The organism is Flavobacterium sp. GSA192 (assembly GCF_006386525.1).
Taxonomy (GTDB): Bacteria; Bacteroidota; Bacteroidia; order Flavobacteriales; family Flavobacteriaceae; genus Flavobacterium; species Flavobacterium commune.
On the sequence record NZ_VAHC01000006.1, the window covers coordinates 12,811 to 36,492 of the forward strand.

25 protein-coding genes and 1 tRNA gene are annotated in these 23,682 nt (G+C 35.5%); 11 read left to right on the top strand and 15 right to left on the bottom strand.

Annotation, left to right across the window (positions count from 1 at the left end; translation table 11 throughout):
• Positions 1–26: 26 nt before the first annotated feature.
• Both FDM27_RS12800 and FDM27_RS12805 read right to left on the bottom strand, forming a co-directional pair.
• A complete protein-coding gene (locus FDM27_RS12800; RefSeq protein WP_140486994.1) occupies positions 27–3,326 on the bottom strand; it encodes a DUF5107 domain-containing protein in 3,300 nt (1,099 codons plus the stop codon).
• A gap of 44 nt (positions 3,327–3,370) precedes the next feature.
• Positions 3,371–4,819, bottom strand: coding sequence for a sugar porter family MFS transporter (locus tag FDM27_RS12805; protein WP_317133613.1), 1,449 nt, complete (start codon positions 4,817–4,819; stop codon positions 3,371–3,373).
• A gap of 83 nt (positions 4,820–4,902) precedes the next feature.
• Between FDM27_RS12805 and FDM27_RS12810 the strand changes: the two genes are divergently transcribed.
• A complete protein-coding gene (locus FDM27_RS12810; protein WP_140486998.1) occupies positions 4,903–5,781 on the top strand; it encodes an AraC family transcriptional regulator in 879 nt (292 codons plus the stop codon).
• A gap of 143 nt (positions 5,782–5,924) precedes the next feature.
• Here the strand turns inward: FDM27_RS12810 and FDM27_RS12815 are convergent, their stop codons facing one another.
• The 3 genes from FDM27_RS12815 to FDM27_RS12820 form a co-directional block, all read right to left on the bottom strand.
• Positions 5,925–8,207: an NADP-dependent malic enzyme gene (locus FDM27_RS12815; RefSeq protein WP_140487000.1), complete on the bottom strand. Its 2,283-nt coding sequence runs from the start codon at positions 8,205–8,207 to the stop codon at positions 5,925–5,927.
• Positions 8,208–8,335: 128 nt separating this feature from the next.
• Complete coding sequence (locus tag FDM27_RS16085; protein ID WP_181161679.1) at positions 8,336–8,494, bottom strand: hypothetical protein; 159 nt, start codon at positions 8,492–8,494, stop codon at positions 8,336–8,338.
• 19 nt (positions 8,495–8,513) lie between these two features.
• Complete coding sequence (locus tag FDM27_RS12820) at positions 8,514–8,684, bottom strand: IS3 family transposase (RefSeq protein ID WP_140487002.1); 171 nt, start codon at positions 8,682–8,684, stop codon at positions 8,514–8,516.
• Positions 8,685–9,259: 575 nt separating this feature from the next.
• Here FDM27_RS12820 and FDM27_RS12825 point away from each other — a divergent pair.
• Both FDM27_RS12825 and FDM27_RS12830 read left to right on the top strand, forming a co-directional pair.
• Positions 9,260–9,344 (top strand) — tRNA-Ser (locus tag FDM27_RS12825).
• 280 nt (positions 9,345–9,624) lie between these two features.
• Positions 9,625–10,935, top strand: coding sequence for a site-specific integrase (locus FDM27_RS12830; protein ID WP_140487005.1), 1,311 nt, complete (start codon positions 9,625–9,627; stop codon positions 10,933–10,935).
• A 47-nt stretch (positions 10,936–10,982) separates the two neighbouring features.
• Here FDM27_RS12830 and FDM27_RS12835 read toward each other — a convergent pair whose 3' ends face one another.
• Positions 10,983–11,300 (bottom strand): hypothetical protein, encoded by a 318-nt coding sequence (locus tag FDM27_RS12835; RefSeq protein WP_255510535.1) that lies wholly within the window; start codon positions 11,298–11,300, stop codon positions 10,983–10,985.
• Positions 11,284–11,562, bottom strand: coding sequence for a DNA-binding protein (locus tag FDM27_RS12840; RefSeq protein ID WP_140487007.1), 279 nt, complete (start codon positions 11,560–11,562; stop codon positions 11,284–11,286). The genes FDM27_RS12835 and FDM27_RS12840 overlap by 17 nt, the downstream gene beginning before the upstream one ends.
• 764 nt (positions 11,563–12,326) lie before the next feature.
• On the opposite strand from FDM27_RS12840, the gene FDM27_RS12845 reads away from it, so the two are divergent.
• From FDM27_RS12845 to FDM27_RS12880, 8 genes are read left to right on the top strand one after another with little or no spacing between them, the layout of a single operon-like run.
• The gene (locus tag FDM27_RS12845) at positions 12,327–12,719 is read left to right on the top strand and encodes a single-stranded DNA-binding protein (protein WP_140487009.1); all 393 of its coding nucleotides are present in this window, start codon (positions 12,327–12,329) and stop codon (positions 12,717–12,719) included.
• A gap of 42 nt (positions 12,720–12,761) precedes the next feature.
• Positions 12,762–13,856 carry a DUF932 domain-containing protein gene (locus FDM27_RS12850; protein WP_140487012.1) on the top strand — a complete coding sequence of 365 codons (1,095 nt, stop codon included), beginning with the start codon at positions 12,762–12,764 and terminating at the stop codon, positions 13,854–13,856.
• Positions 13,843–14,046: a hypothetical protein gene (locus FDM27_RS12855; RefSeq protein WP_140487013.1), complete on the top strand. Its 204-nt coding sequence runs from the start codon at positions 13,843–13,845 to the stop codon at positions 14,044–14,046. The genes FDM27_RS12850 and FDM27_RS12855 overlap by 14 nt, the downstream gene beginning before the upstream one ends.
• A gap of 3 nt (positions 14,047–14,049) precedes the next feature.
• On the top strand, positions 14,050–14,586 hold the full coding sequence (locus FDM27_RS12860; protein ID WP_026713445.1) for a PRTRC system protein E: 537 nt from the start codon (positions 14,050–14,052) through the stop codon (positions 14,584–14,586).
• A 16-nt stretch (positions 14,587–14,602) separates the two neighbouring features.
• A complete protein-coding gene (locus tag FDM27_RS12865; RefSeq protein WP_026713446.1) occupies positions 14,603–14,821 on the top strand; it encodes a PRTRC system protein C in 219 nt (72 codons plus the stop codon).
• Positions 14,822–14,838: 17 nt separating this feature from the next.
• On the top strand, positions 14,839–15,999 hold the full coding sequence (locus FDM27_RS12870) for a hypothetical protein (RefSeq protein WP_140487015.1): 1,161 nt from the start codon (positions 14,839–14,841) through the stop codon (positions 15,997–15,999).
• A 10-nt stretch (positions 16,000–16,009) separates the two neighbouring features.
• Complete coding sequence (locus FDM27_RS12875) at positions 16,010–16,723, top strand: PRTRC system protein B (protein WP_140487017.1); 714 nt, start codon at positions 16,010–16,012, stop codon at positions 16,721–16,723.
• The gene (locus FDM27_RS12880; protein WP_140487019.1) at positions 16,720–17,526 is read left to right on the top strand and encodes a PRTRC system ThiF family protein; all 807 of its coding nucleotides are present in this window, start codon (positions 16,720–16,722) and stop codon (positions 17,524–17,526) included. Before FDM27_RS12875 ends, FDM27_RS12880 begins: the two co-directional genes overlap by 4 nt.
• Positions 17,527–17,974: 448 nt before the next feature.
• On the opposite strand, the gene FDM27_RS12885 is transcribed toward FDM27_RS12880, so the two are convergent.
• The 8 genes from FDM27_RS12885 to FDM27_RS12920 all read right to left on the bottom strand — a co-directional run bounded on the left by FDM27_RS12885 (position 17,975) and on the right by FDM27_RS12920 (position 23,677).
• Positions 17,975–18,250, bottom strand: a complete 276-nt coding sequence (locus FDM27_RS12885) for a molybdenum ABC transporter permease (protein WP_140487021.1) — start codon at positions 18,248–18,250, stop codon at positions 17,975–17,977.
• 158 nt (positions 18,251–18,408) lie between these two features.
• Positions 18,409–19,302 carry a conjugative transposon protein TraN gene (traN, locus tag FDM27_RS12890; protein ID WP_140487408.1) on the bottom strand — a complete coding sequence of 298 codons (894 nt, stop codon included), beginning with the start codon at positions 19,300–19,302 and terminating at the stop codon, positions 18,409–18,411.
• A 40-nt stretch (positions 19,303–19,342) separates the two neighbouring features.
• On the bottom strand, positions 19,343–20,662 hold the full coding sequence (gene traM / locus FDM27_RS12895; protein ID WP_140487023.1) for a conjugative transposon protein TraM: 1,320 nt from the start codon (positions 20,660–20,662) through the stop codon (positions 19,343–19,345).
• Positions 20,649–20,936, bottom strand: a complete 288-nt coding sequence (locus tag FDM27_RS12900; RefSeq protein WP_140487026.1) for a nitrogen regulatory IIA protein — start codon at positions 20,934–20,936, stop codon at positions 20,649–20,651. The genes traM and FDM27_RS12900 overlap by 14 nt, the downstream gene beginning before the upstream one ends.
• A 20-nt stretch (positions 20,937–20,956) precedes the next feature.
• Positions 20,957–21,394, bottom strand: a complete 438-nt coding sequence (locus tag FDM27_RS12905; RefSeq protein WP_140487028.1) for a hypothetical protein — start codon at positions 21,392–21,394, stop codon at positions 20,957–20,959.
• 11 nt (positions 21,395–21,405) lie between these two features.
• A complete protein-coding gene (traK, locus tag FDM27_RS12910; protein ID WP_140487030.1) occupies positions 21,406–22,029 on the bottom strand; it encodes a conjugative transposon protein TraK in 624 nt (207 codons plus the stop codon).
• Positions 22,030–22,049: 20 nt separating this feature from the next.
• Complete coding sequence (gene traJ, locus FDM27_RS12915) at positions 22,050–23,042, bottom strand: conjugative transposon protein TraJ (protein ID WP_140487032.1); 993 nt, start codon at positions 23,040–23,042, stop codon at positions 22,050–22,052.
• 2 nt (positions 23,043–23,044) lie between these two features.
• Positions 23,045–23,677 carry a DUF4141 domain-containing protein gene (locus FDM27_RS12920; protein ID WP_140487035.1) on the bottom strand — a complete coding sequence of 211 codons (633 nt, stop codon included), beginning with the start codon at positions 23,675–23,677 and terminating at the stop codon, positions 23,045–23,047.
• Between the last annotated feature and the right edge of the window lie 5 nt (positions 23,678–23,682).

Here is a 23,682-nt window from a genome sequence, read left to right on the forward strand (position 1 = left end):
GGAAATTAAATGTATTTGCCAAATTCTTATGCAATTTCTGAATTAATTACTGTACATTCATTAACTATTGACAAATGCTGTTGAACTCCCTGATGGTTTACATCCATTTTCGCTGCTTCGTTCAGATGTATTTTTGTTTTAGCTATTTCGCCTAATCCAAAATTACCTAAACCAAGCATGTAATGACAATGGATTTTATTGCGGAAAGTTAAATCATCCTCCCAAATCAATAAGTCAGGCAATGATACTGCAAAATAATCCAGTTTGATAATTTCGTTCAAATGTTTTGTTCCAAAAGCAATCAATTTGTCAAATCTCGTATTCGCTTCTTCAACTAATCCTAATTTTAATAATGCCAATCCCTGATAAAATATTTTATCCGGTTTTTGATCGTTATAGAAAATGGCTGCGGCTGGTTCTGTATTTCCGTCTTTAGCCAGCTCCCAATATTTTTTAGCTTCATCTATTTGTTCCAAAGCTTCATAAGCACAGCCCAACCAATAATGAAAATCATTTTCCTGAGCACCATATAATTTTCCTTCACCCAAATTGTGTGGATACTCCAGACATTCGTCCAATAATTTTATAGCACTACCAAATTCTTTTTTTGCCAATAATTGTTTGGCTAATTCTACTCTTGCCAATTGGTATTGCGCCGGAACTTTTCCTTCGCCACCTTCCCAAGGATGAAAAATACGATTGTCAATTAATGCAATCGCTTTTGCATAATCCCCTAATTGGTTACACAAAGTAACGTATTCCAAATAAACATCATCACGTTGTTCTACCAGACTGAAATATTTTTCCAAAAAGGCCAATCGCTCTGCGTGTGGTTTGCAAAGACGCTTGTACAATTGATCCAACTCCATCAGGATACGGGAATCAGTCGTATCTAATGAAAAAGCTTTTTCCAGATATTGAAGTGCTTTTTCTTCCTGTTGCAATTTATTAAAATAAGCCAAAGAAAGATTTCTCACCACCGTAGGGAATGTACCGTCAATTTCAACAGACTTTTCCCAACTTGCAATAGCTTCAGAATATTGACGTTTGTCATACCATAAATTCCCTAAATAATAAGGTGCTTTGGAGTCAGTTGGATTTACTTTTTGTGCTGTTTCCAATGCTGAAATTGCTTCCAGACGATTAGGAAAACAATATTCAGGTGCATGATTGGCGGCTGTTTCAAATGCTGCTTTAGCATCTTTGTTGGCTAAATGCAACGCCCAACCAATATAGTAATAGGTCATTGGAGTTGTTGGACATACTTTGATTCCTTCTTCCAATAATTGAACAGCTTCATCATACATTCCTGCAGCAATATAATCCAATGCCACCACTTCATAATTATGAATTTCGCCACGCATTAACTTATTCATTTCTTCCAAAGTAGCAGCCGAATTTGAAATAAGGTATTCTTCGAAACGACATCCAAAATTGAATAAGTCAATTTTCAACGAATCTTCTATCAGTGACAAGGCTTCTTTTACGTTTCCTAACTTTCGTAAAATTGCCGTTTTTAAGGTACGTGCTTTGTGGTTGTGCCAGTTGCGGGTTAAAGACTTATCAATTTCATATAATGCATCAGTCAGATTATCTTGAACACAAGAAATTTGTGCGCAACCAAAATATCCGGCATCCTGCATGGCAGCATTCCAACATGATTTATAAAATGCAGCGTAGGCTTCCTTGTTTTTTCCTTGGTACTGTAAAGCAAGCCCTAAATTATAGCGAGGTTCTCCATCATACGGATTTGGGTTTCGCTGTAATTGGGTATCTATGGCCGCCTGGAAATACTTTTCAGATTCAGCAAATTTCCCACGACGTAGCAACCAAAGTCCCATTGCATTATTATTTCTAACGTCAGAAGGATCTCGTTTCAAGGCTTCCTGATAATAATCGATAGCCAGATAAGTAGCATGACGGTATTGTTCTAAATGCAATCCTGTAAGATACAACTGCTCACAAGTAGGCGTTTCTTCAGGAGAAAAAGCAGCTTTTGCCGCTTCAGGAGTTGCTGTCGCTTCTTGTTCTTCTGCTTTTATACTTAACAATTCTCTGCCTTTTTCAGAATAAACGACTAACTTTAAATCGATAAGAGCAATGTCACCAACTGAAATTTCACGTTCAAAAACATGCTCTGGACTCAAGTCTAAAGTTTCTTCAAAAAAAGCTTCTAGTACTACCTTTGCATTTTTCTGTAATGAAGTAGCAAAAATCTTTACAATGGCTTTGTCTCCTGCTTTATCAATATTTAAAAGCAAATCCTGAGAGGCATTTTTCACTACACCCAGTTCGCGATAAGGCAGGAAATATTGAGTAAAAGTTTTTTCTTCATAAGGTTGCATCCAAGTAAAATCTGGCTGATTATCAGTATAAACCCCTGCCATCAATTCGATATAAGGTCCGTCTTCATCGGTAAGATTTCTGTCCCAGGCTTTTCCAAAATCACCATTCCCCCAAGTCCATTGTTTTTTTCCCGGTGAAATATGATGATTGGCCACATGAAGTACACCTGCCTGGGTATCATTCTCATAACCTCCTACAAAGTTAAAATCAGAGTTGATAGCCATATAAGAAGTCGGAACTGGAATATTTCTATAGTTTGAAATATCAACTCCAGCCGAATAATCTATTTTATAATAAGTTCCTGTTGCAATAGGGAATGTCGAAACATCACGTTTTCCATGGTCAAAAACCGCATGTACATCCGGTGGAAAAACCGACTGATAATGTTCGTTCACCGCCACAGCAGGATTTGCCCACCACAAGAACGTTTGCGGAACAGGTGTTGGATTGTATAATTTCCCTTTAATTTCTAAATAGGCTTTTCCCGGATGTAATGTAAATCCGGCCATCCCTTTTTGGTGGAACATTTTTTCGTTTTCACTCACCCAAACGGTAATACTACCATCGGCATTATTTTCAATAGTATGATCTACCGGTAAAAAAGTACTCGGACGGTGGTGTTGCGGCCAGTTGAATTCGATTCCTCCTGAAATCCATGGTCCTGTAAGCCCCACCAAAGCAGGCTTAATCACCTGATTGTAATAAATAAAATGGCGTTTTTTGATTTTGTCATAAGCCATTTGCACACGACCACCCAACTCGGGTAATATCATCACCTTGATATATTCATTTTCTAAATAAACGGCTTGATAGCTTTTATCTTTTTTCTCATCTTCAATTTTCTCCACCACAGGATACGGATAAACTACTCCGCTACTTCCCTGATATACTCTTTTTTCAAGAAAAATAGGATTCTTTTCTGCTTTCCCAATTTCATAAGTAGGAATAATTACCTCCTCTTGCCAAGCTTTAACACTCATCTTTTATATTTTTATAATTACTTAATTTTATTTTTTGCCATAAATTACTTCACCAATTCACTTTCAATTTCTTCCAATGTTTTTCCTTTTGTTTCCGGTAATTTTACCAAAATGAACAAAAATCCAAGAACACAAATTCCTGCATACACCCAGAAAGTACCGGCTGCACCGAGCGATTCATTAAGTAACGGAAAAGTATAAGTAAGAATAAAACAGGCTATCCACAAGGCAAAAGTTGCCAAAGCCATAGCTGCTCCACGCACACGATTAGGAAAAATTTCAGAAAGAATAACCCAGGTAATAGGTGCCAATGACATCGCATAAATAGCAATGGCTACTACAACCAACGAAAGAACAGCCACACCTTTCAATTCAAAATAAAACGCAGAACCTAAAAGTAAATAAGTAATCGCCAAGCCCGATGCCCCTAGAACCATCAGTTTTTTTCTTCCCCATTTGTCCACTGTAAACATAGCAACCAAGGTAAATACCAGATTTACCGTTCCGGTAATCACAATATTGAACAAGGTATCGCTTACGCCATAACCTGCAGCTGTAAAGATTTCTTCGGCATAATTAAAAACGGTATTGATTCCACACCATTGCTGGAAAACAGCCACCACAATTCCAATCAGTAATACATCTCTGAATTTAGGATTGAAAAGTGCCTTAAAATCAACTTTTTCAGTAATATCATCTATAGTTGCCTTTATATTAGTCATTTCTTCTCGGGCATACTCTTCACCGCCAATTTTATTCAGCGTTGGGAAAGCCTTATCCTCTTTTCCTGCTTTCATCAACCAACGGGGACTTTCGGGAAGCGTAAATACCAATAGAAAAAACACTACCGAAGGTACTGCACAGGCAAAAAACATCCATCGCCAACCCATTTGTCCGTTCCATGAATCACGAATAAATGCATCACTCACTCCTGCTGGAACTTTATCGGCAATCAACAGATTGACAATTTGCGCTGCAAGAATACCTATTACAAGTGTCATTTGGTTTAAAGAAACAAAACGTCCCCTTAGATGAGATGGAGCCACTTCGGCAATATACATCGGTGAAAGTGCTGACGCCAGACCAATTCCCACACCACCAATTATTCGAAAAATAACAAATACCCAATAAGTCGATGCTAATCCTGTTCCTAATGAAGCTACTGTAAACAAGAAAGCCGAAAGTAATAGCGGCCATTTTCGACCAAACTTATCACTAATTACTCCAGATACTACCGCTCCAACAATACAACCAATCAAAGCCGAACTCATAGCCCAGGCTTGTAAATTAGCCGATGTGGTAATATCAAAAAAGCGTTCATAAAAAGGTTTGGCTCCGCCTATAACAACCCAGTCGTAACCAAAAAGTAATCCTCCCATTGCCGAAACCATAGATATTGCAAACAAATAGGAATTATTAAATTGCTTATTTTTATTTATCATAAAATTATATTGTGATTGAATTAATACTAAAACAAAAATACATTTACGAATTCATCTACAAATGGATTATTTATTGAAATAAATGGATTATCTTACGACCATGTTTCAATATACATAGAAATACCAATTTTATAATGAACAATCTACCGAAAACAAAAATTAAAGAAGGCTTCTTAGGACAAACCATGGTGGTCCTCTCTCCGGAACAAAAAGAAAAAGCACAACAACAGCCTTTTTTCCAAAATCTGTTTCCTGATGCTATTGGTTATTTTCCTAATGCCAAACATCATAATCGCTCCAGAAAAAATGGTATCGAAGAATACATTTTTTTATACTGTCTTGAGGGAGAAGGCTGGGTTAGAATCAATAAAAAAACAATTACATTAACTCCTAATACCGCATTTATTATTCCAAAAAACACAGCACACAAGTACGGAAGTTCATCAAAAGATGCCTGGAGTATCTATTGGATTCATTTTTCGGGAAATTATGCAGCCACACTGTATAAGCGTTTTTCGGTATCTAACCAGGAAGCCGTCAAAATTGCATTCGATGAAAATCGAATTATAGTATTGAACGAAATAATAAAACTATTAGAAAATGATTTTGATGATGAAAAAATTGAACTCACACACTTCAAATTAATTGGTCTCTTAAGTTCTTTGTGCTATACAAACACTCTGGAAAACAATATTGATGATGCAATAAGTCACTCTATTATTTTTATGAAAAAAAATTTGAACGAAATACTAACTATTGAAGCATTAGCTAATCAGGCTTGTTACTCCATTTCCAGGTATTCGGAACTGTTCAAACAAAAAACTGGATATTCTCCTATTCAATATTTCATTAGATTAAAAATACAAAAGTCCTGCGAATACCTTCATTTCACCAATCTTAATATTAAAGAAATAGCTAAAGAAGTAGGCTTTGATGATCCTTATTATTTTTCACGTTCCTTTAAAAACCAAATTGGCTTATCTCCTATGCAGTATAAAAAACTGAACTATTAAAAAGCAAAAGGCTGTCCGAAAATAACTTTCAGGACAGCCTCTCCAAATCTGATTAAGCAAAAATTGAGATTTGAAAAAAGAGCAATAATACGACAAAATGAAGCTTTTTTCGAAAGCTATTTTTTTTGTGAATAGCCATGTTATTAAGCTTTTCTTGTTTTTTCACGCTCCTGGGCATCAACTACAGCTACAGCAGTCATATTCACGATTTCGTTCACGCTTGCACCTAATTGAAGAATATGAACCGGCTCATTTAATCCCATCATAATAGGTCCAATGGATTCGGATTTATTCAATTCCTTCATCAGTTTATAAGTGATATTAGCCGATTCTAAATTTGGAAAAACAAGCGTATTTACTTTTTTACCTGCTAATTTTGAAAAAGGAAAAGTCTTTTCTAACAATTCGGTATTCAAGGCAAAATCAGTTTGAATGTCTCCATCCACTACTAATTCAGGATTGTTTTCATGCAAAATGCTTACTGCTTTTCTAACTTTAGCAGAATTAGGATGAGTTGATGAACCAAAATTAGAATACGAAAGCATTGCAATAACAGAATCAAAACCAAAAGTGGTCGCAACATTTGCCGTCATTTGGGCAATATCGGCTAATTCTTCTGCTGTTGGTTCGATATTAATAGCTGTATCAGCTAAAAACATTGGTCCTCTTTCGGTTGCCAAAATATTAACCGTAGCTACTTTTTTCACATTAGCAGCTCTTCCAATCACTTCAAAAATAGGTTTTACAACTGTTGGATAGGCTCTGGTATAACCCGAAATCATTCCGTCAGCGTCACCTTCAAGAACCATCATAGCCCCAAAATAGTTGCGCTCTCTCATTTTTGACTGAGAACTGTATAAAGTGGCTCCGCTTCTTTTTCTGTTGTTCCAATATTTCTCAGCATATTGTGTTCTTTTGTCCTTAGATTCAGCATCTTTAGAATCAATAATCACAACATCGGCATTAAAATCCAACTCTTTTTTAAGCTCTACAATAGTTTCTTTATTACCTAATAAAATAGGAATAGCAATTCCTTCTTCATAGACAATTTGGGCTGCTTTTAAAACATCTAATTGATCTGCTTCGGCAAATACAATCTTTTTAGGATTTGTTTTTGCTCTATTGTGAAGCATACGAACTACCTTATTATCATTACCTGAACGCAATAACAATTCTTCTTTGTAATTATCCCAATCTTCAATAGCAATTCGGGCTACACCTGAATCCATTGCCGCTTTAGCAACAGCCGGAGGAACTGAATAAATTAATCTTGGGTCAAAAGGTTTAGGGATGATGTAATCTCTACCAAAAGCCAGACGCGTTTCGCCATAAGCAATATTCACCTGCTCAGGAACAGATTCTTTTGCTAATTCGGCCAAAGCTTTAACGGCAGCCATTTTCATAGCCTCGTTAATTTTTGTTGCTCTGACATCCAAAGCACCTCTAAAAATATATGGGAATCCCAAAACGTTATTCACCTGATTAGGATGATCTGAACGTCCTGTTGCCATGATAATGTCTTTTCTGGTTTGCACCGCCAGTTCATAAGCAATCTCAGGATCTGGATTTGCCATAGCAAAAACAATCGGATCTTTTGCCATAGACAACAACATCTCCGGATTAACAACATCAGCAATAGATAGACCTATGAAAACATCGGCATCGACCATAGCTTCTTCCAAAGTATCAATCTTTCTGTCTGAAGCAAATTCTAATTTCTCCCCAGATAAATTTTCTCTGTCACTTCTAATTACCCCTTTACTGTCTAACATCACAATGTTTTCAGCACGGGCACCAAAAGCTTTATATAATTTAGTACAAGAAACAGCGGCAGCTCCAGCTCCACTGACTACAATACGTACTTCTTCTATTTTTTTATTGGTAATTTCCAAGGCATTCAATAAGGCAGCAGCCGATATAATTGCGGTTCCATGCTGATCGTCATGCATTACAGGAATATCCAATTCTTCTTTAAGTCTTCTTTCGATTTCAAATGCTTCCGGCGCTTTAATGTCTTCCAAATTAATTCCTCCAAAAGTAGGCGCCATGATTTTTACCGTTTCAATGAATTTATCCACATCCTTGGTATCTAATTCAATGTCGATACTGTCAATGTCAGCAAAAATTTTAAACAATAACGACTTTCCTTCCATTACGGGTTTAGAAGCTTCCGGACCAATATCTCCCAATCCCAAAACAGCAGTTCCGTTAGATATTACTGCAACTAAGTTTCCTTTAGCGGTATATTTATAGACGTTATTGACATCAGCAGCAATTTCTAAACAAGGCTCGGCTACTCCCGGAGAATAAGCCAATCCTAAATCACGTTGTGTGGCATAAGGTTTTGTAGGTACTATTTTGATTTTTCCAGGTTGTGGTTCTGAATGGTATAATAAGGCGTCTCTTCTTAATTTTTCTTTACTCATAAATTCAATTATAAAATTTAATAAATCTTAATTCTAATTTGTCTTTTGATTGTGTAATAATTATTAACTCGTATAAAAATAACTATTTTAAAAATGCCTCCCAACATTTAAAAAATAGTTTCTCTAATTTAGAACAATACCGGTTCTAATGTTGGTCCGGAAGCCACTAAACGTTTTCCTTCTTCGGTATCCGTATAGCGTTCAAAATTCTGGATGTAACGGGAAGCCAAATCTTTTGCTTTTTCTTCCCATTCATCAACATTAGTATAAGAATCTATGATATGCAAATAAAAACTGCATATTAAATTAAGCTACATTTTTGTAATTAATTTGATTGTTAAATTCTTCGATTTTTTTGTAATTCAAAACAGAATGTCTTCTTTTTCGATTGTACCAAATTTCAATGTATACAAAGATTTCTAGTTTCATTTGTTCTTTAAAAATCAGTCTGTTTCCATAAATCAATTCCGTTTTCAAAGATTTAAAGAAGCTTTCAGCTACAGCATTATCCTAACAATTTCCTTTACGGCTCATACTGCGGTTTATTTTTTTATAAGAATCAAGAACATTTACAAACTTTTTGCTGGCATATTGAACACTCTGTCTGAATGAAAAATCAAACCTCTCCAATATTCGGTTTTTAACTGCCATTTTCCAAGCTTTAAGAGAGGGTTCCTTTTTACTCATTCCATCGCTCAAACTCCAACGTATAATTTTTCTGTCATATAAATAAATCCACAATAGTAGTCAAATATAGAAATCCTTCTTTAGTTTGGATGTCATGTCTATAGTTTAATTTTTTCCAATCCAACAATTTCTCTAGCTATCACCATTATTCTAAAACAATAAAAGAGTACAAGTCTTTATATTTCAAAAAAAAACAAATTAATTTTATTAGGTTTTTCTACTAGTTTTCAACCAGTTAAAACTCAATTAAAAAATTACAGTCCTTTTTTAGAAGAATAAGTTCTTAGGTAATCATTAAATATTTTTTTTATCAATAAAAACCTCCTATATTTGCACTCGCAATCACAAAATGATAGCAACATACAGGAGAAATGGCAGAGCGGTCGAATGCGGCAGTCTTGAAAACTGTTGACTGTAACAGGTCCGGGGGTTCGAATCCCTCTTTCTCCGCTGAAGGCTAAAAAAGAGACTTTTCAAAGTTTTCAAAAAAGCCTAAAAAAGCGGTAAACCCTGCAAATCAAACGATTTGCAGGGTTTTTTCTTTTATACCACTTTTCAATATTTATAAAATCACGCAAAATCTATATGGCACATTCGTGGCACAGCGTGAAATTTTAAAATTGTGCCACAAAATTTCATCTTATGTCCCGTTATCATAGGGGTTAAGCTGGTTTACATCTTGTCTAAATTAAGTTATAATTCTACATTTACTAATCTAATAAGTTGAATTATGCTAGAGAAAAGCTTTGGGCTAATTTTCTTTTTGAAAGTACCCCGCCATGAAAGTAACATTAGAACCGTTTATTTCAGGATTACCGTTGACGGTATCCCAAAAGAAGCATCAACCAGACGCCAATGGGACATTGAGCGCTGGAACCAGAAAACAGAGAGAGCAATAGGAACAAAAGAAGATGCAAAATCGCTGAATTTTTTTCTGGATTCACTCACTACGAAAATCCATGAAATCAAAACAGAAATTATGTATACAGGAAAACCCATAACCTCTCAAAAGATTATGGATCATGTTATGGGAAGAATAACACCCAGAGCTCGGGTGCTGGAAGAATTTCAAAAACACAATGATGAAATGAAAGCGCTAATTGGTAACGGATATACAGAAGCCACACTAGAGAGATTCAATATCACTAAAAACCACGTTACAGCTTTCATTAAATTAAAATATAATGCCAGTGATTTTGAATTTGCTGATTTAAATTTTGAATTTATAAAAGATTTTGAGTTCTATCTCCGTACAGTTAGGAAATGCGCAAATAATACCACACTTAAATACATTTCCAACTTCAAAAAAATTGTAATACGAGCCATCGATAAAGAAATCATTATTAAAGATCCATTTAAGAGTTTTAAAGGAAAGAAAACTAAAATTATAAAGAAGCCTATTTCTGCTAAAGAATTAGCTGAACTTGAGAGACATCAATTTTCAACAGACAGACTTAATACTGTGCGTGATATTTTTGTTTTCCAATGCTATACGGGACTTGCTTACATTGATGCTTTTCAGCTTCAGAGAGCCGACATAAAAGATGGTGTTGACGGAAATCAATGGATTTTATATGAAAGACAGAAAACAAATTCTACGGCAAGAATTCCGCTTCTTCCAAAGGCTATCAAAATTCTTGAAAAATATAAAGATCATCCCTTATGCCTTAAGCGCGGAACCGTACTACCTGTTTCTTCAAATCAGAAAATGAATGAATACCTTAAAGAAATTGCTGAATTATGCGGTTTTCCCTTCACGCTCAATACGCATATGGCACGCAGAACATTTGGAAGTACAGTAACATTAAATAATAACGTCCCTATTAATGTTGTAAAGGAAATGTTAGGGCATTCATCAGTGAAACAGACGGAAGCTTACGCTATCACAGAACAAGCTACTATAGGTCGGGAAATGACACTTCTGAATAAAAAACTAAAGCTTGAAAAAACTGAAATATCACAGGAAGATTTAACTACACTGAACAGATTGGAGAATGAAATAGAATTAATTAAAGAGAAATATAATATTTCATCCTTCTAAACATAGAACCAATAAAATTTGACACTATACTAAAAAAAGGAAAGAGGTTATCTATCAGATAACCTCTTTTGATTTAATTCAACTTCACTTCTATAACCTGGGTGGTAGGAAGGTTTATATTTAATATACCCCAACTCCTGAAGCTGTTTAAAATATTTATGATAAGTTGGAATTGTACTAATATGTGACAATAACATAATTTTACGTCGGCTGACTCTAATCCTATGTCTTTCCTTCTGCCTATATCCCAAACTTAAAATTGCTGTTAAAATAGCTAAATGCCAAACATTTAGCTGCGGATCATCCATATAAATAGATAATTGATCTATTATTTGGTCTTCTGTTTTACTATTTGTTTGATTCATCTTTAAAAAGTTTTAGCAGATCATTTTTATTGTAGTAATAGGAGCCAAGAACTTTTTTAAATCGGACTTTCTGCGTCATCCTTAAATTCTGTACTGAACCTGCAGAAATATCCAGAAGCTTTCTCACAGCCTTACTTTTCAGCCATTCAAGCTCTAATATTTCGGTTTTATCATTATTATTTTCTTGGATAATAGTTCGCATACTATCAATTAATAATATACCAAACTGCCTTAAATCTTCTTTAGTTACAATCTCCCCCATAACACTATCTATTGTTTTTATTTTTTATTTTTTGGAACAATAGCTTTTTTATCAGCCATTCATATAGCTAATGTAATAGAGTAACAAATAAATAATCGATATGGTGTTCTGAATGGAGTTTTTTGGCTTTAACTGACTCCTACGATAATGTATATCCAACATATAAACATCAAATCCTCAAAGCACATTTACTCATCCGCTACTCTACTTCATAAAAGAGCTTAATCGGATGCCTAATAAAAGCATCTTGAAAAAATCCAAATCTTCTCCCAAACAGTATTTTTCAAGATCCTTTTATAGGGCTTTCATAGCCAAATATTTAGAAAATAATGACACTTAAAGTTTTTAGAAATTCTATCTCATTAATTCATTTTTTTTAAATCACATTGAACCATTTACTCAATGCCTTTTTAATCACTTCCACGGCTTTTTTTATTCAAGAGCCAGTATGCTGTTTTGTCCCATTTCAAGAGCAAAGGTATACTAGTGTTCTTAACGCAGAAACAAGGTCATGCCCTACGGGTTTGTCAAAAAATCTCCACCCATTCGGGTTGTATTTATTTGACAATACCTTGCTCCTGCTAAACACTAACCTTTTATGCTCCTGAAACGAAACAAAGCATACTCCGGCTCTTTAGACGAATAAAAAAATGTCAATTATGGAAAACAAAAGCATTAGAAATGGTAATAGAATGAAACGAAACAGCTCCTCCTCTCATTGCCGAATAAATAAAATAAAAATTTAACTCTAAAAATTAAAGATTATGAACATCATCGGAAGACTGACAAGGGATGCGGAAGTACGCACAACGTTAAAAGAAAAACAAGTAGTGAACTTTTCAATAGCTACAAATGACAGTTATCGCAACAAACAGGGCGAACGCATAGAACAAACTACCTATTTCGACTGCTCTTACTGGATAAGCCCAAATGTAGCGAAGATACTCACGAAAGGTACTTTGGTAGAGCTTACAGGTAGAGTTAGCACAAGACCGTGGACAGCCAATAATGGAGAATTAAGAGCAAGTTTAAATTTCCATACTTCAACTATCAAATTGCATGGAGGCGGTAAGAAAATAGAAAACGCTCAGACAAGCACCAACGAACAGAAAACCAAAACTCCAAATCAAGATACTGGAGACGATTTACCATTCTAACACAATTCATTTAATCTTTTCAAATTTTAAAATCTCAATATCATGGCACATAATTTAAATTTCAACGAAGAAACTGGACGTTATTCTTTTTTAAGCGTTCAGGAAAAAGCATGGCACGGTTTAGGACAAATTGTACAAGATTATCCCACAAGTGCAGAAGCAATCCGACACGCAGGACTGGATTATGAAGTAATCAAAAGGCTGCTATACACAAAAGGCTCTAATATCATTCAAAATACAAATAGTATAGAAATTAGAGACAACGAACTAAACGTGCCTAATTATTTTGCTACTATGCGCACTGACAACAACAGCGTTTTGGGTGTGGTAGGTAAAGACTACCATATTGTGCAAAATCGGGAGGCTTTTAGTTTTTTTGATGCTATTGTTGGAGGAACTGACGGAATCTTATACGAGACCGCAGGGGCTTTAGGTAATGGGGAACGCATTTTCATAACTGCAAAACTGCCTGATTATATCCGTGTGGGTAATGGCGATGATGTAACAGAAAAATATATTTTCCTTACCACTTCTCACGATGGTAGCGGAAGTATTACCGCAGCCTTTACCCCTGTTCGAATTGTTTGCCAAAATACGCTTAACGCTTCACTTCGCAATATGAGTAACGTGGTACGCATCCGCCATACTTCGGGAGCTAAACAACGTTTGGACAATGCCCACAAAGTAATGGGATTGGCAAACGAGTTTAGCAACCAATTAGAAAACATCTTCAATGACTGGGCGAAAGTAAAAGTAAGTGATAAGGAGGTAGAAAAATTGATACAGTTGGCACTTTGTCCCAATAAAGAAACCCTAGAGCATATCAAAAAAGGGAATGAAGACGAAATATCCACCGTGTTCAAAAACACCGTTGAAAGTGTTTATGCTTATGCTATGACTAATGATACCCAACAGATGGAAACCACAAAAGGGACATTATTTGGGGCTTATAACGCTGTGACTGGCTACTACCAAAATGTACGCAATTATAAAGATGATGAAGCCAAATTACAATCCATTGTATTAGGAGGTACGGCACAAATAAAGTCTCAAAAAGCATTCGAACTATGTAGTTCATTTGCAAAAATTGGTGCGAACGCTATCAACATAAATTTTTTGATGAATGGAAGTAATTGATTTGAACGGTTGCACTATTGAGGTATCCGACCTTGATGAAGCCATCAAAATAACGGCAGAATACAAAGACTATCAACAGGAGGGTAACGATTTTTCAGATTTCAATGAAAGACAAAAAGCCTATTGGATGGATATGTACAAAAAATTAACGGCAATTAAAAACGGATTAAATAACACTTTAAAAATTTAAGAGATGAACACTAATTTTTTCAATCAGATAGCACAATTAGAAATCACAGGCAATTTACAGCTAACCATATCAAGAGGTGCAGAAAACAAACTGGTTGTTTCTATTCTAATCCAAAACGAACAATGTGGAGACAATGCCAAACAACTAATCCCCCCTCTTAATCTTAGAGGGACAGCAGAAGAACTAGACGAGGGATTTTTTGAAAGTATTGCAGTACCCTTACAAACTGCCTCGGGTTTAATGGTCAACATGGAAGCATACATGAAGCAATTGGAAAACGCCCAAAAGCAATCGGCAATGGAAAAAGAAAAAACCGATAAGGAGAAAAAAGCGAAGGACGAAAAAGAAAAGAAATACAAAGAAGCTATGGCAAAGGCTGATGAATTGGACAACGATGGCAAACCCCGTGATGCCTGGATGAAAGTACCTAATCCTAACGATTATCCTGAATATGCCGAAGCAATACACAAACGTAAAAAGGAACTATCCGATAAATTCGCTTCGCCTAGTCTTTTCGCAGCAGAGCAAGAAAATGTTTAATCTAAATTGAATCATTATGTTATTAGCCACGCAATTAGAAAGAGTATTTCTGTTTAACGATAAAGGACAAGAAATCAAACTCACAGATCCCGAACCAAAATGGAGTGTACAAGCGGTATTAAATTTTTATTCCAATACTTATCCCATACTTACAACCGCAAAAATTGGCGCACCTACAATAAAGGATGATACAGTACAATACCGCTTTGAAAGTGCTATAGGTACGAAAGGTTAAACCTAAAACAATAAAACATGACTTATGCAATCACATATCATAGCGGGTATGATACAGCTACCCAAAGAATCCAAACAAAAGCAATTACACCGCCAATTAGGAGAGTTCGCAAACTGGATGAAACGAACAAAGGACGCAAACGAAATTCGCAAGGACAAACAACAGTCCGTACCAGTACCCATGTTGCCAATGGTTTTTTAAGAACTTCATTCCTGCCAGTTTTGGCAGAAACGAAAACGGTAAAGGCTTGTAAGAAAACAGCAAAAACGGAAAGAGATTTTTACCAATCTCTTTCCCAACTTGCAACGCATTATAACATTAACCCCATACATACCCAATCTTTTGGTTTTCCATATAATATCGCTTTGGCTTTATGGGACACCAAAGAAAAACTAAAAGATAAAGTTAAGGATTGGGAAGAAATCAAACTCGTAAAGGATAGTAAAAAAACCTTTTTTACAAGTGAAGAACGATACAATACTAACTCTACACTATATTATATTCCTGTAGTACCACTGTACAGATTACTGAAAAACAGAAAACAAAAATACAGTGCACAGCTTTTATTATCAGTTTGTAGTTATCTCTATCATAGTGTAAACATCCCTTATTACAGACAGGAAAATAGTTTTCTGTATTATCAATACGAGATGTTAAAAGAATGGCAACTAACTGATGATGATTCCGATGAAACATCCATTTATTTGAGTGAATTCGAACAAGCGGAATGTATTGGTGACAAAATGGAACAAAAAATCTTCAATACTGCCAATTTAACTTTTTTCAAAAAACGATTGAACCACTTTAAATGTACGAACATTTTTGAACAGGATTGTTTAAAATTAGCTCAAGAAACCTATATCCTTTTAGAACAATATCCAAATGAAAATGTATTTCGAAATGCAAGACCCAGCGATGAAGCAGACGAAAACGAAGAAGAAACAGATAACATTTTAACAATGGATTACTACATATCTTTTTATGCTGATGGAAAAGGTTGGCTAAATGAAAATATTATTCAATGCGTAAATAACGAATTACAAGAATACGGACAAATTGAAGAGCCTAGTATCGTTAAGCGTTTCGATGGAAGTGACATCACAGCAAACAATCTTGATTTTGAGAATAGATTGTTTGCCCTTATCGGAGAATTAATTTACCTATTAAACAATTTTTAAAACAATAGTGATGAAAGACATTACAGAAAATTTTGGAACACTGTATCATCCTAAATCTGCATTAGTATTCTACCAGACTAAAGGAATGAATTCTGATACCTATGTAGAATATTTTGACATGGATAAAAATGGGAATCCTATTAATGCCCATCCATTAACTGTAAGAGAAGCAAACCAACTGGCAAAGGCATTGAAAACAGCCAAAGAAGAAAAAGAACCTTGTTTAAAATCAGAAGGAATAATAAGCAATGCTATTTTACATATTGACCCTACCCAAAATAAAGTAATCTGGTTTACCAAAGCCATGCAAAGAGAAATGTGTTTTACAGAAAATTTAGGAATCCCAAAAGGCTTGGTAAATGTACCTCCTATGTTATGGATTGCCAACAAAAACAGTCTTTCTGTTTTTGCTTTGGGAAGTAATCGCAGACCTAAAGAAAACACAAAATTGTACAATGCTCCTTTTTTTAATGTATATGAAAATGCCAATGTTTGCATGGGAACGGTAGATGTTCAGATGAAGAAAATTGCTTCATTAGAAGAATTTACAATTGCATGGGAAAATTATTTTTTCAACAGCTATTTCAGTCATTTGATGCCAGACTACAATCCGATAGAAGGAAACTGTGTAACACTTTGGGAAAGTCTTGTCAATACAAACACCACTTTTCCTAAAGAAGTATTAAAAAAGAATGGTAAAACCTTAAAAGATGTATTGTCATGAATATCGAAAAAACAAAAGTCCATTTTACGGATAACTATTTAATGAATCCCACAAATCCAATAACGGTAAATCTTATCGGTGCTGGTGGTACAGGTTCAAAAGTACTAACTTCCCTAATTGAAATGAATCATAGCCTAATTGCTTTAGGTCATGCAGGTTTGAGCGTTCGCTTGTGGGATGATGATAGTATAACGGAAGCCAATTTGGGCAGACAACGATTTGCAGATTCTGAAACAGGACTGTACAAATCGGTCGCACTGATAAACCGTGCCAACCGTTGGTCGGGTACAAACTGGAAAGCGGAAACCATAAAATTTGAAAAAGACAGTTTGGATATATTACCCGAAAATGCGGGAGCAAGTATTTTTATTAGCTGTGTGGATAGCGTGAAAGCTCGTTTTGAAATTGCTGACATTTTAAAACTACTTAATAACAGTAGAGCTTATGCTAATCGCCCACGTTATTGGATGGATTTTGGCAATAGCCAACACACAGGACAGGTTATACTATCCTCTATAGGTACTATTAAACAGCCTAATTCAGAGAAATACGATACTGTTTGTAACTTGCCATTTGTAACCGAAGAATTTCCAGAACTGCTGAAACAGTCCGAAATTATAGATGATACTCCAAGTTGTTCCCTTGCAGAAGCCTTAGAAAGACAAGATTTATATATCAATTCTGCACTTGCACAAATGGGAAGTTCTCTTTTATGGGCTTTATTTCGCAACGGACTTACCCAATACAGAGGCTTTTTTCTGAATTTGAAAGATTTTAGGTCACAACCCATTCCAGTTGGCTAAGCTCAAAATCGGGCTGCAAAAAGACACTCCCTTCCGATGGTCGGGAAAGTCTTTTTGCAAGAAAGGATACAAGCACTTTGGCAAAATGTGAATCCTCCCATTTTACCGAAAAGCTTGTGAGTTTTGCATGAGGATATTCGTTATCCTCATTATTTATTTTCAAACTTCTTTTCTTTCCACATAAGCGACCAAAGAAAAGAAGCAAAAGAACGTCGCTTTATTATTTATGATGAAATCAGAGTAAAAAGACACTCCCTTACGATGGTCGGGAAAGTCTTTTTACTAAAAAAAGGTACAAGCACTTTAGTAAAATGTGAATCCTCCCATTTTACCAAAAAGCTTGCGGGTTTTGCATGAGAATATTCATTATCCTCTTTATTGATTTGGTTTAACTTCTTTTCTTTCTACATCAGCGACCAAAGAAAAGAAGCAAAAGAATGCCGCTTGATTATTTTGGATTTTGTGTTTCAATTATAACCACTTCTTCTTTTTCTTTCTTTTGTCTTGAATAACTCCAGAAGAACAAAAGTCCAAAAACAATCAAAATAAAAGCAATCCATTTCCCTGTACGCTCCAGAAAAGAAATCAATACTGATTTTTCATAACTCGAAAAACCTTCCGCTCCCATTGGGCTTCTTCTATAAAATTTTCTTCTGTTAATCCAGTAACGAAGACCAAAACCACTTAACAAAGCTAAGATGCTTAAAAACAATGTTGGATTCATAATGTGTACGTTTATATTTCACTCTTTTAATTTAAAAAAAACGTTTCTTGCCTATAACTTATTGTTTTTAAAAGGTTAAGAAATAAATATATTCAACAAATAGCAAGAGGCTGCCTCACCAATTGTGAAACAACCCCTTTTTATGTTTTTTATTAAAATCAATTAATCTTTAACTTCATATCCTTGATAAGTTTTGCTTTAACCAAATCAGAATTTTCTATTTTTAATAGCTGATGTCTGCCACCATTCTTTTCGAAAATCTCTATAAGGAGTACTTTGTCATTGGCAATAGTAAATAGATCCAACAGAAATACATTTCGCTCTACTGTATTACCTGTAATTTCATCTAGCGGTTTATATATTCGTAATGGAGTTATCGTTCTTTCTTGTATCACAGTACGTTTAGCGAGCTTTTTATCTACTACTTTGAAATCAATAAAATCGATTCGAAACGGCACATTGGTAAGATTAAGAACCTCGGTATGGAAATAGAATTTATCGTCGTGGATATAGATCCCTTTTAATAAAAATTGAATTCCAAAACTTTTAGTTTCAATATTTCTTATAAGCTGCTTGTCTTTTTTATAAATCGTTTCCATTAACTCTCCCACTAATGATGGAGCATTTTTACCTAATTCTTCAAAAAGGACATCATTAGCATTCTCCCTACTTATCCCCTTTTGCATTTCCAGAAGATTGTAATTCAGAGTAACGGGAAAAGAGTTGTAAAGCACATTGAAATTATAGAAACGTCCATCCTCGGTAATTACCGAAAAGTTGGTTTCTTCATCAAAATCGCGAACAGCTGCCTTTACTCGTAATACATTTTCTGCATCTTCCGCCCTGGCTGCAACCAGATAATCACTTCCTAAATCAACGTAGCGGATAGCAGCAGGAAATATCAAATGCGAAGTTTTACTGTAAGTTACTTCTATCTTATACGGTTCTATTTTTCCCAAGTCCAGCTTTTTGATATTATGAACAGTCTGTTGTGCCTGAAATGGCGTAGCATAGCCTAATACTAAGATTAATGCTATTAATATGTTTTTCATTATTGTTTTCATGTTGTATAAAGTTTAAAGAATTGAATGTTTATTTTTTAGAAACAAGAAATACTTGATGTCCTGCTTTGAGTGTTACTTTTGGAGTTCTCATTTTTTTAGAAAAATATCCAGAAACACCTTGTACCAATCCACGGCTCAAATCTCCTGCTATTTGTTGTCCGGCAGAATTGGTCATCATAATACTGCTTCCTGAAGTCTGTCCCATATTAGCCGCCATTTCTTTAAAAGCACTCATTTCGGGAGAATAAGGTACAAACAAACCTTCTTGCCCATCCAGTCCAAACACTATAATGTTAACCGGAATAATATCGCCTTGCTGTTCTATCGAACTAATTTTCATTTGGACACGTCCTTGTTGGAATTTTGAATTGGCTGTCAATACTGTCCCTGCCGGAATAATATGAGTTCCTATTTTGGCAGGTTCTAATAAGCGTAAATGAACACTACTCTCCTCCGTTACAAGCTGTGTTTGTTGCACAACAGCACGGATACTATTTTTGGGCTGTATTTGTTGCTCGGTTTTACCTACTGTATAAAATCCGCTGTTCCGTTTTTCACTCCAATTAGCGATAAACGTACTATCAGGGAGTGCTCGCTGTAAAGAAGAAACCACATTTTTATGGGTAGGAATAAATGCTACAAAAGTTTCTTTTTGATTTGATGAACCAGAAAGTACTGTTTTTTGTTCCTTTGGCTGTCCCCCTAAAACCGCATTTGTTGGAAGATATTTTGCCGCCATCTGATACGATTTCTCCATTAATTCCAATTGACTTTCCACAGGATCAATTGGTGTCTCATTTTTTTTAGCCAATTGTTCTTTTAGTTCATCCAATTGTTTACGCAGTTGCAATGTCTCCGAATTATCATTCTGATAAAAAGTACCTATTGCATTTTGTGCATTACGATAACTATCTAAAGAAGGATTTGAGTTTCCTACAATATTATTAGAAGCTTCATTCCTATCTTCAGAAATAACTGGAGTTGTACTATCAATATCGTCTTCTTTCCAATAATCAGAAAGAGACAATAGTGATTTTCGTTTTTCCAGATTCTTTTGCTCCAATATTGCCTCCTCATAGGCTTTTTCCTTATCATCCTGTAAGCCGTTATCAGTAGCTTCAGGAACCGAATCATTGAGACCTATATCTTCTGTCACTTTGCTATTCTCAGATGATTTAAATATCAAATACATACATCCCAGAAATACAATCCCCATCAACGCAAAGATGATTGGCTTTTTAAATTTATCGCCTTTATTCAGACTACTTTCTAATATTACATCCGAAGCTTTATTTTGAGTACCATCTGTAACAAAGACGGTATTTTTTTTATTTTCATTTTCTTTCATGTCTTCTATTTTTTTTATTTTTCAACAATGAATCCTGCGACAATACAGCTGATTCTTTCTTTTTAACAACTGGATTTTCAATATGCTCAATAACCACTCTATGATTGGATTTTCCTGTATCATACCAAACCTTTAGAATAACAGCTATAGTTAGAATCAGATAAACCAGGAAACAATACAAGAGGTACTTGTACTGTTTTCGCAAGGGTAATGCTCGCCAACGATCATCCACTTTATCAAAATAGCTATCCATATTTGCTCTTATTTTTTTCATACTTTAATGTTTATCGGGTTTCACAGTTTAAATCGCCTGCTTCTTGAAGACAACTGTTGTTTAAGTTTATCTGATACTTGAGCAATAGCTTCTTTTGCTGTCGGAACTGAACTTGCGGTCAGAGTGGTCAGTTTAGATTGCTTCAATAATTGCCCGTAACGGTCTATACTTCTTATATACATTTCTGCTTCCTGTAAATCGAATTTCCCGTTCTCATATCTTACGCACATATTGCACTTAATCGTTGGTTTGTCTTCACCATTCCATTGGAGGTAAGTAGATAAATGCAGATGATTTTCTAACAATGGAACTTCTTTACCATTGTCCCAAGCTTCCAAAAACTCACTGATGCTATCCTTCAGTTTGCCTGCACAACAACCCTCCGTATGGAAATAACCGTCATACCCTTTATCAGTAAGGATTTTTGAGAATGCGTCTAAATCAAATTGCTGTTCCATATTCTTTGACTTTAACGTTCCATAATTTCTATATCATTATTGGCTACTACATTGAACTTTTCTATATTGAAGCCTTGTGGATTATTATCCGATCGAACAGAATTCACGAGGTAACAAGATGTCACTAGATTACGCTTGGTTACATTACTGGATCTAATAATAAATTGCCCAGCATAAGTTCTCACAGCATACGGATAACTATCGAAGTTGCATACCACACTATCTATTTCGATACGCTGTTGCACATTTCCTGAAATAATACGATTGTAATATCCTTTTTCAGACAAGTCTTTATAGTAATCGAAAGCACTTTTGTCTGCGAGATTGAACGCACGTTTCATATTACTTTCGATAGCATTCTTGTCGGGTGCCAGTGTGAAGAAAAGTTCATGAAAACGTCTGACGTGTTCCCTGGCTTCCACCGGACGATTGATAGAAGCATCCTGAGCCAAAGCCAGCATTAAGGATTTACCATTATCCAACACATACACCTTTTGACGTTGCAGTTCTGCAAAGTGATACGATTGCCAAACCGCATATCCGGTTACTCCGATACAGAACAATGCAAACACAATGGCATACAATCTGATTTGCCTGAAACTATTTTCAATATTTCTTAAGGTTTTAAATTCCATTTTACTGCTATTTAATATTATTACTTCATTAGTCTGCCTCCGATATTGCCTACAACTGCTCCTGTACCAGCCCCTACAATATTTCCTGTTTTTGTGGTGGTTTGGTTTACATTTCGCATAAAATTACCTGCTCCCCCAGCCTGTATAATCCAACCCGTTACGGTAGGAATAGTGAAGTATCCAATGATGCCAATAATCATAAAAATGATATACAACGTATTGGATGAATCAGGAATAAAATTAGGATCTGATAAACTTTCGATATCCTTCTGTAGTATCAAGGATTGTATCTTAGACAACATCGCACTAAAAAGATCGGCAACAGGCAACCAGAGATACACACTGATGTATCGGGTTAACCATTGCGTTAGTGTGGACTGAAATCCATCCCATACTGAAATAGCAAAAGCTATCGGTCCTAATATGGACAAGACTATCAGGAAGAAAGTCCTTATCGTATCAATGACCAGCGCAGCCGACTGAAACAGTATTTCCAAAAACTCCCGAAAACCATCACGAATTTCCTTTTTGACTCCGTACATTTCTCTTTCCATGTACATTCCTGACATGGTAACCAAATCTGCAGGTGACCAACCTAATTCAGCAAGTTTCTTATCAAACTCTTCATCTGAAACCAAGTAGGCGGTTTCAGGATTACGAAGCATTGCTTCTCTTTCCAATTGGTCTTTCTGTTGCTGTAGCGCATTCAAGTCTAAAACTTGATTTTCTAAGATACTATGTGTCCCTTTTACTACTGGACTAAGAATTGCATTGAGTGTCCCCAATACCATAGTTGGAAAAAACATAATACAGAGTCCCAAAGCAAATGGTCTGAGTAGCGGATAGACATCTATTGGTTCTGCGCTACTAAGTGCCTGCCATACCTTTAATGCCACATAAAATAAAGCTCCTAATCCTGCCAGACTTTTAGCTACCGCTGCCATATCAGCTGACAATGGCATCATCTCATCATAGAGCGAGTGTAGTACTTCATGAAGATTGTTAAATTCCATGGTTACCAGTATTTTTGGTCAGCTGTTCCGTAAAGTTCCAATACCCTTTTGCTGTTATTGGCTTTTTTAGCTCTGAGATAGCTGACCGAAATGTTTTTGTTGGTGAAATAACGAACCAAATTGTGGTATTCCTTAACTTCCTTATATACACCGTCGATAATATCCATACGCTCTTTATCATTCAATGATAAAGTGGAAGCATTTACAATTTGTTTGAGCTCTTTCAGAAGTGATACACTCTCATTCAATAAGACAGAGTATCCATTAGCAATTGCTGACAGTTCCTGTGCATTGAAATTAGGATCATTCATCATTTTTCCAAAATTCTTTACATAAATCTCAGAAACATCACCTACAAGCAATACGGTCTGTTGTACTTTTCGGGCATCCTTTACCAGATTATTTACTGCCTTTAGCTTGTCATAATATTCTTTTCCCTGATTATACACTTTTTGTACTTCCTTAAAGTTGTTAATCATATTGGTCGCTGTGGTAGAAGTCTGTACAATTTGTCTCGCAGTATTGACAATACCCTGAGCCAAATTAGAAGGATCTGGTACCACCCATTGTGCCTTAGCAGACGGTATTACAGCAAATAGTAACACTGTACACACCATAAACATTAACTTTTTCATTGTTT

What these genes read in the sequence shown, in the direction of transcription:
- FDM27_RS12860 (WP_026713445.1), top strand. Translation starts at nt 14,050, where the DNA reads ATGAACACTAATTTTTTCAATCAGATAGCACAATTAGAAATCACAGGC.
- FDM27_RS12885 (WP_140487021.1), bottom strand. Translation starts at nt 18,250, where the DNA reads ATGAATCCAACATTGTTTTTAAGCATCTTAGCTTTGTTAAGTGGTTTT.
- FDM27_RS12880 (WP_140487019.1), top strand. Translation starts at nt 16,720, where the DNA reads ATGAATATCGAAAAAACAAAAGTCCATTTTACGGATAACTATTTAATG.
- traM (WP_140487023.1), bottom strand. Translation starts at nt 20,662, where the DNA reads ATGAAAGAAAATGAAAATAAAAAAAATACCGTCTTTGTTACAGATGGT.
- traN (WP_140487408.1), bottom strand. Translation starts at nt 19,302, where the DNA reads ATGAAAAACATATTAATAGCATTAATCTTAGTATTAGGCTATGCTACG.
- traJ (WP_140487032.1), bottom strand. Translation starts at nt 23,042, where the DNA reads ATGGAATTTAACAATCTTCATGAAGTACTACACTCGCTCTATGATGAG.
- FDM27_RS12865 (WP_026713446.1), top strand. Translation starts at nt 14,603, where the DNA reads ATGTTATTAGCCACGCAATTAGAAAGAGTATTTCTGTTTAACGATAAA.
- FDM27_RS12800 (WP_140486994.1), bottom strand. Translation starts at nt 3,326, where the DNA reads ATGAGTGTTAAAGCTTGGCAAGAGGAGGTAATTATTCCTACTTATGAA.
- FDM27_RS12875 (WP_140487017.1), top strand. Translation starts at nt 16,010, where the DNA reads ATGAAAGACATTACAGAAAATTTTGGAACACTGTATCATCCTAAATCT.
- traK (WP_140487030.1), bottom strand. Translation starts at nt 22,029, where the DNA reads ATGGAATTTAAAACCTTAAGAAATATTGAAAATAGTTTCAGGCAAATC.
- FDM27_RS12830 (WP_140487005.1), top strand. Translation starts at nt 9,625, where the DNA reads ATGCTAGAGAAAAGCTTTGGGCTAATTTTCTTTTTGAAAGTACCCCGC.
- FDM27_RS12905 (WP_140487028.1), bottom strand. Translation starts at nt 21,394, where the DNA reads ATGGAACAGCAATTTGATTTAGACGCATTCTCAAAAATCCTTACTGAT.
- FDM27_RS12920 (WP_140487035.1), bottom strand. Translation starts at nt 23,677, where the DNA reads ATGAAAAAGTTAATGTTTATGGTGTGTACAGTGTTACTATTTGCTGTA.
- FDM27_RS12845 (WP_140487009.1), top strand. Translation starts at nt 12,327, where the DNA reads ATGAACATCATCGGAAGACTGACAAGGGATGCGGAAGTACGCACAACG.
- FDM27_RS12840 (WP_140487007.1), bottom strand. Translation starts at nt 11,562, where the DNA reads ATGGGGGAGATTGTAACTAAAGAAGATTTAAGGCAGTTTGGTATATTA.
- FDM27_RS12900 (WP_140487026.1), bottom strand. Translation starts at nt 20,936, where the DNA reads ATGAAAAAAATAAGAGCAAATATGGATAGCTATTTTGATAAAGTGGAT.
- FDM27_RS12870 (WP_140487015.1), top strand. Translation starts at nt 14,839, where the DNA reads ATGACTTATGCAATCACATATCATAGCGGGTATGATACAGCTACCCAA.
- FDM27_RS12855 (WP_140487013.1), top strand. Translation starts at nt 13,843, where the DNA reads ATGGAAGTAATTGATTTGAACGGTTGCACTATTGAGGTATCCGACCTT.
- FDM27_RS12810 (WP_140486998.1), top strand. Translation starts at nt 4,903, where the DNA reads ATGAACAATCTACCGAAAACAAAAATTAAAGAAGGCTTCTTAGGACAA.
- FDM27_RS12815 (WP_140487000.1), bottom strand. Translation starts at nt 8,207, where the DNA reads ATGAGTAAAGAAAAATTAAGAAGAGACGCCTTATTATACCATTCAGAA.
- FDM27_RS12850 (WP_140487012.1), top strand. Translation starts at nt 12,762, where the DNA reads ATGGCACATAATTTAAATTTCAACGAAGAAACTGGACGTTATTCTTTT.
- FDM27_RS12835 (WP_255510535.1), bottom strand. Translation starts at nt 11,300, where the DNA reads ATGAATCAAACAAATAGTAAAACAGAAGACCAAATAATAGATCAATTA.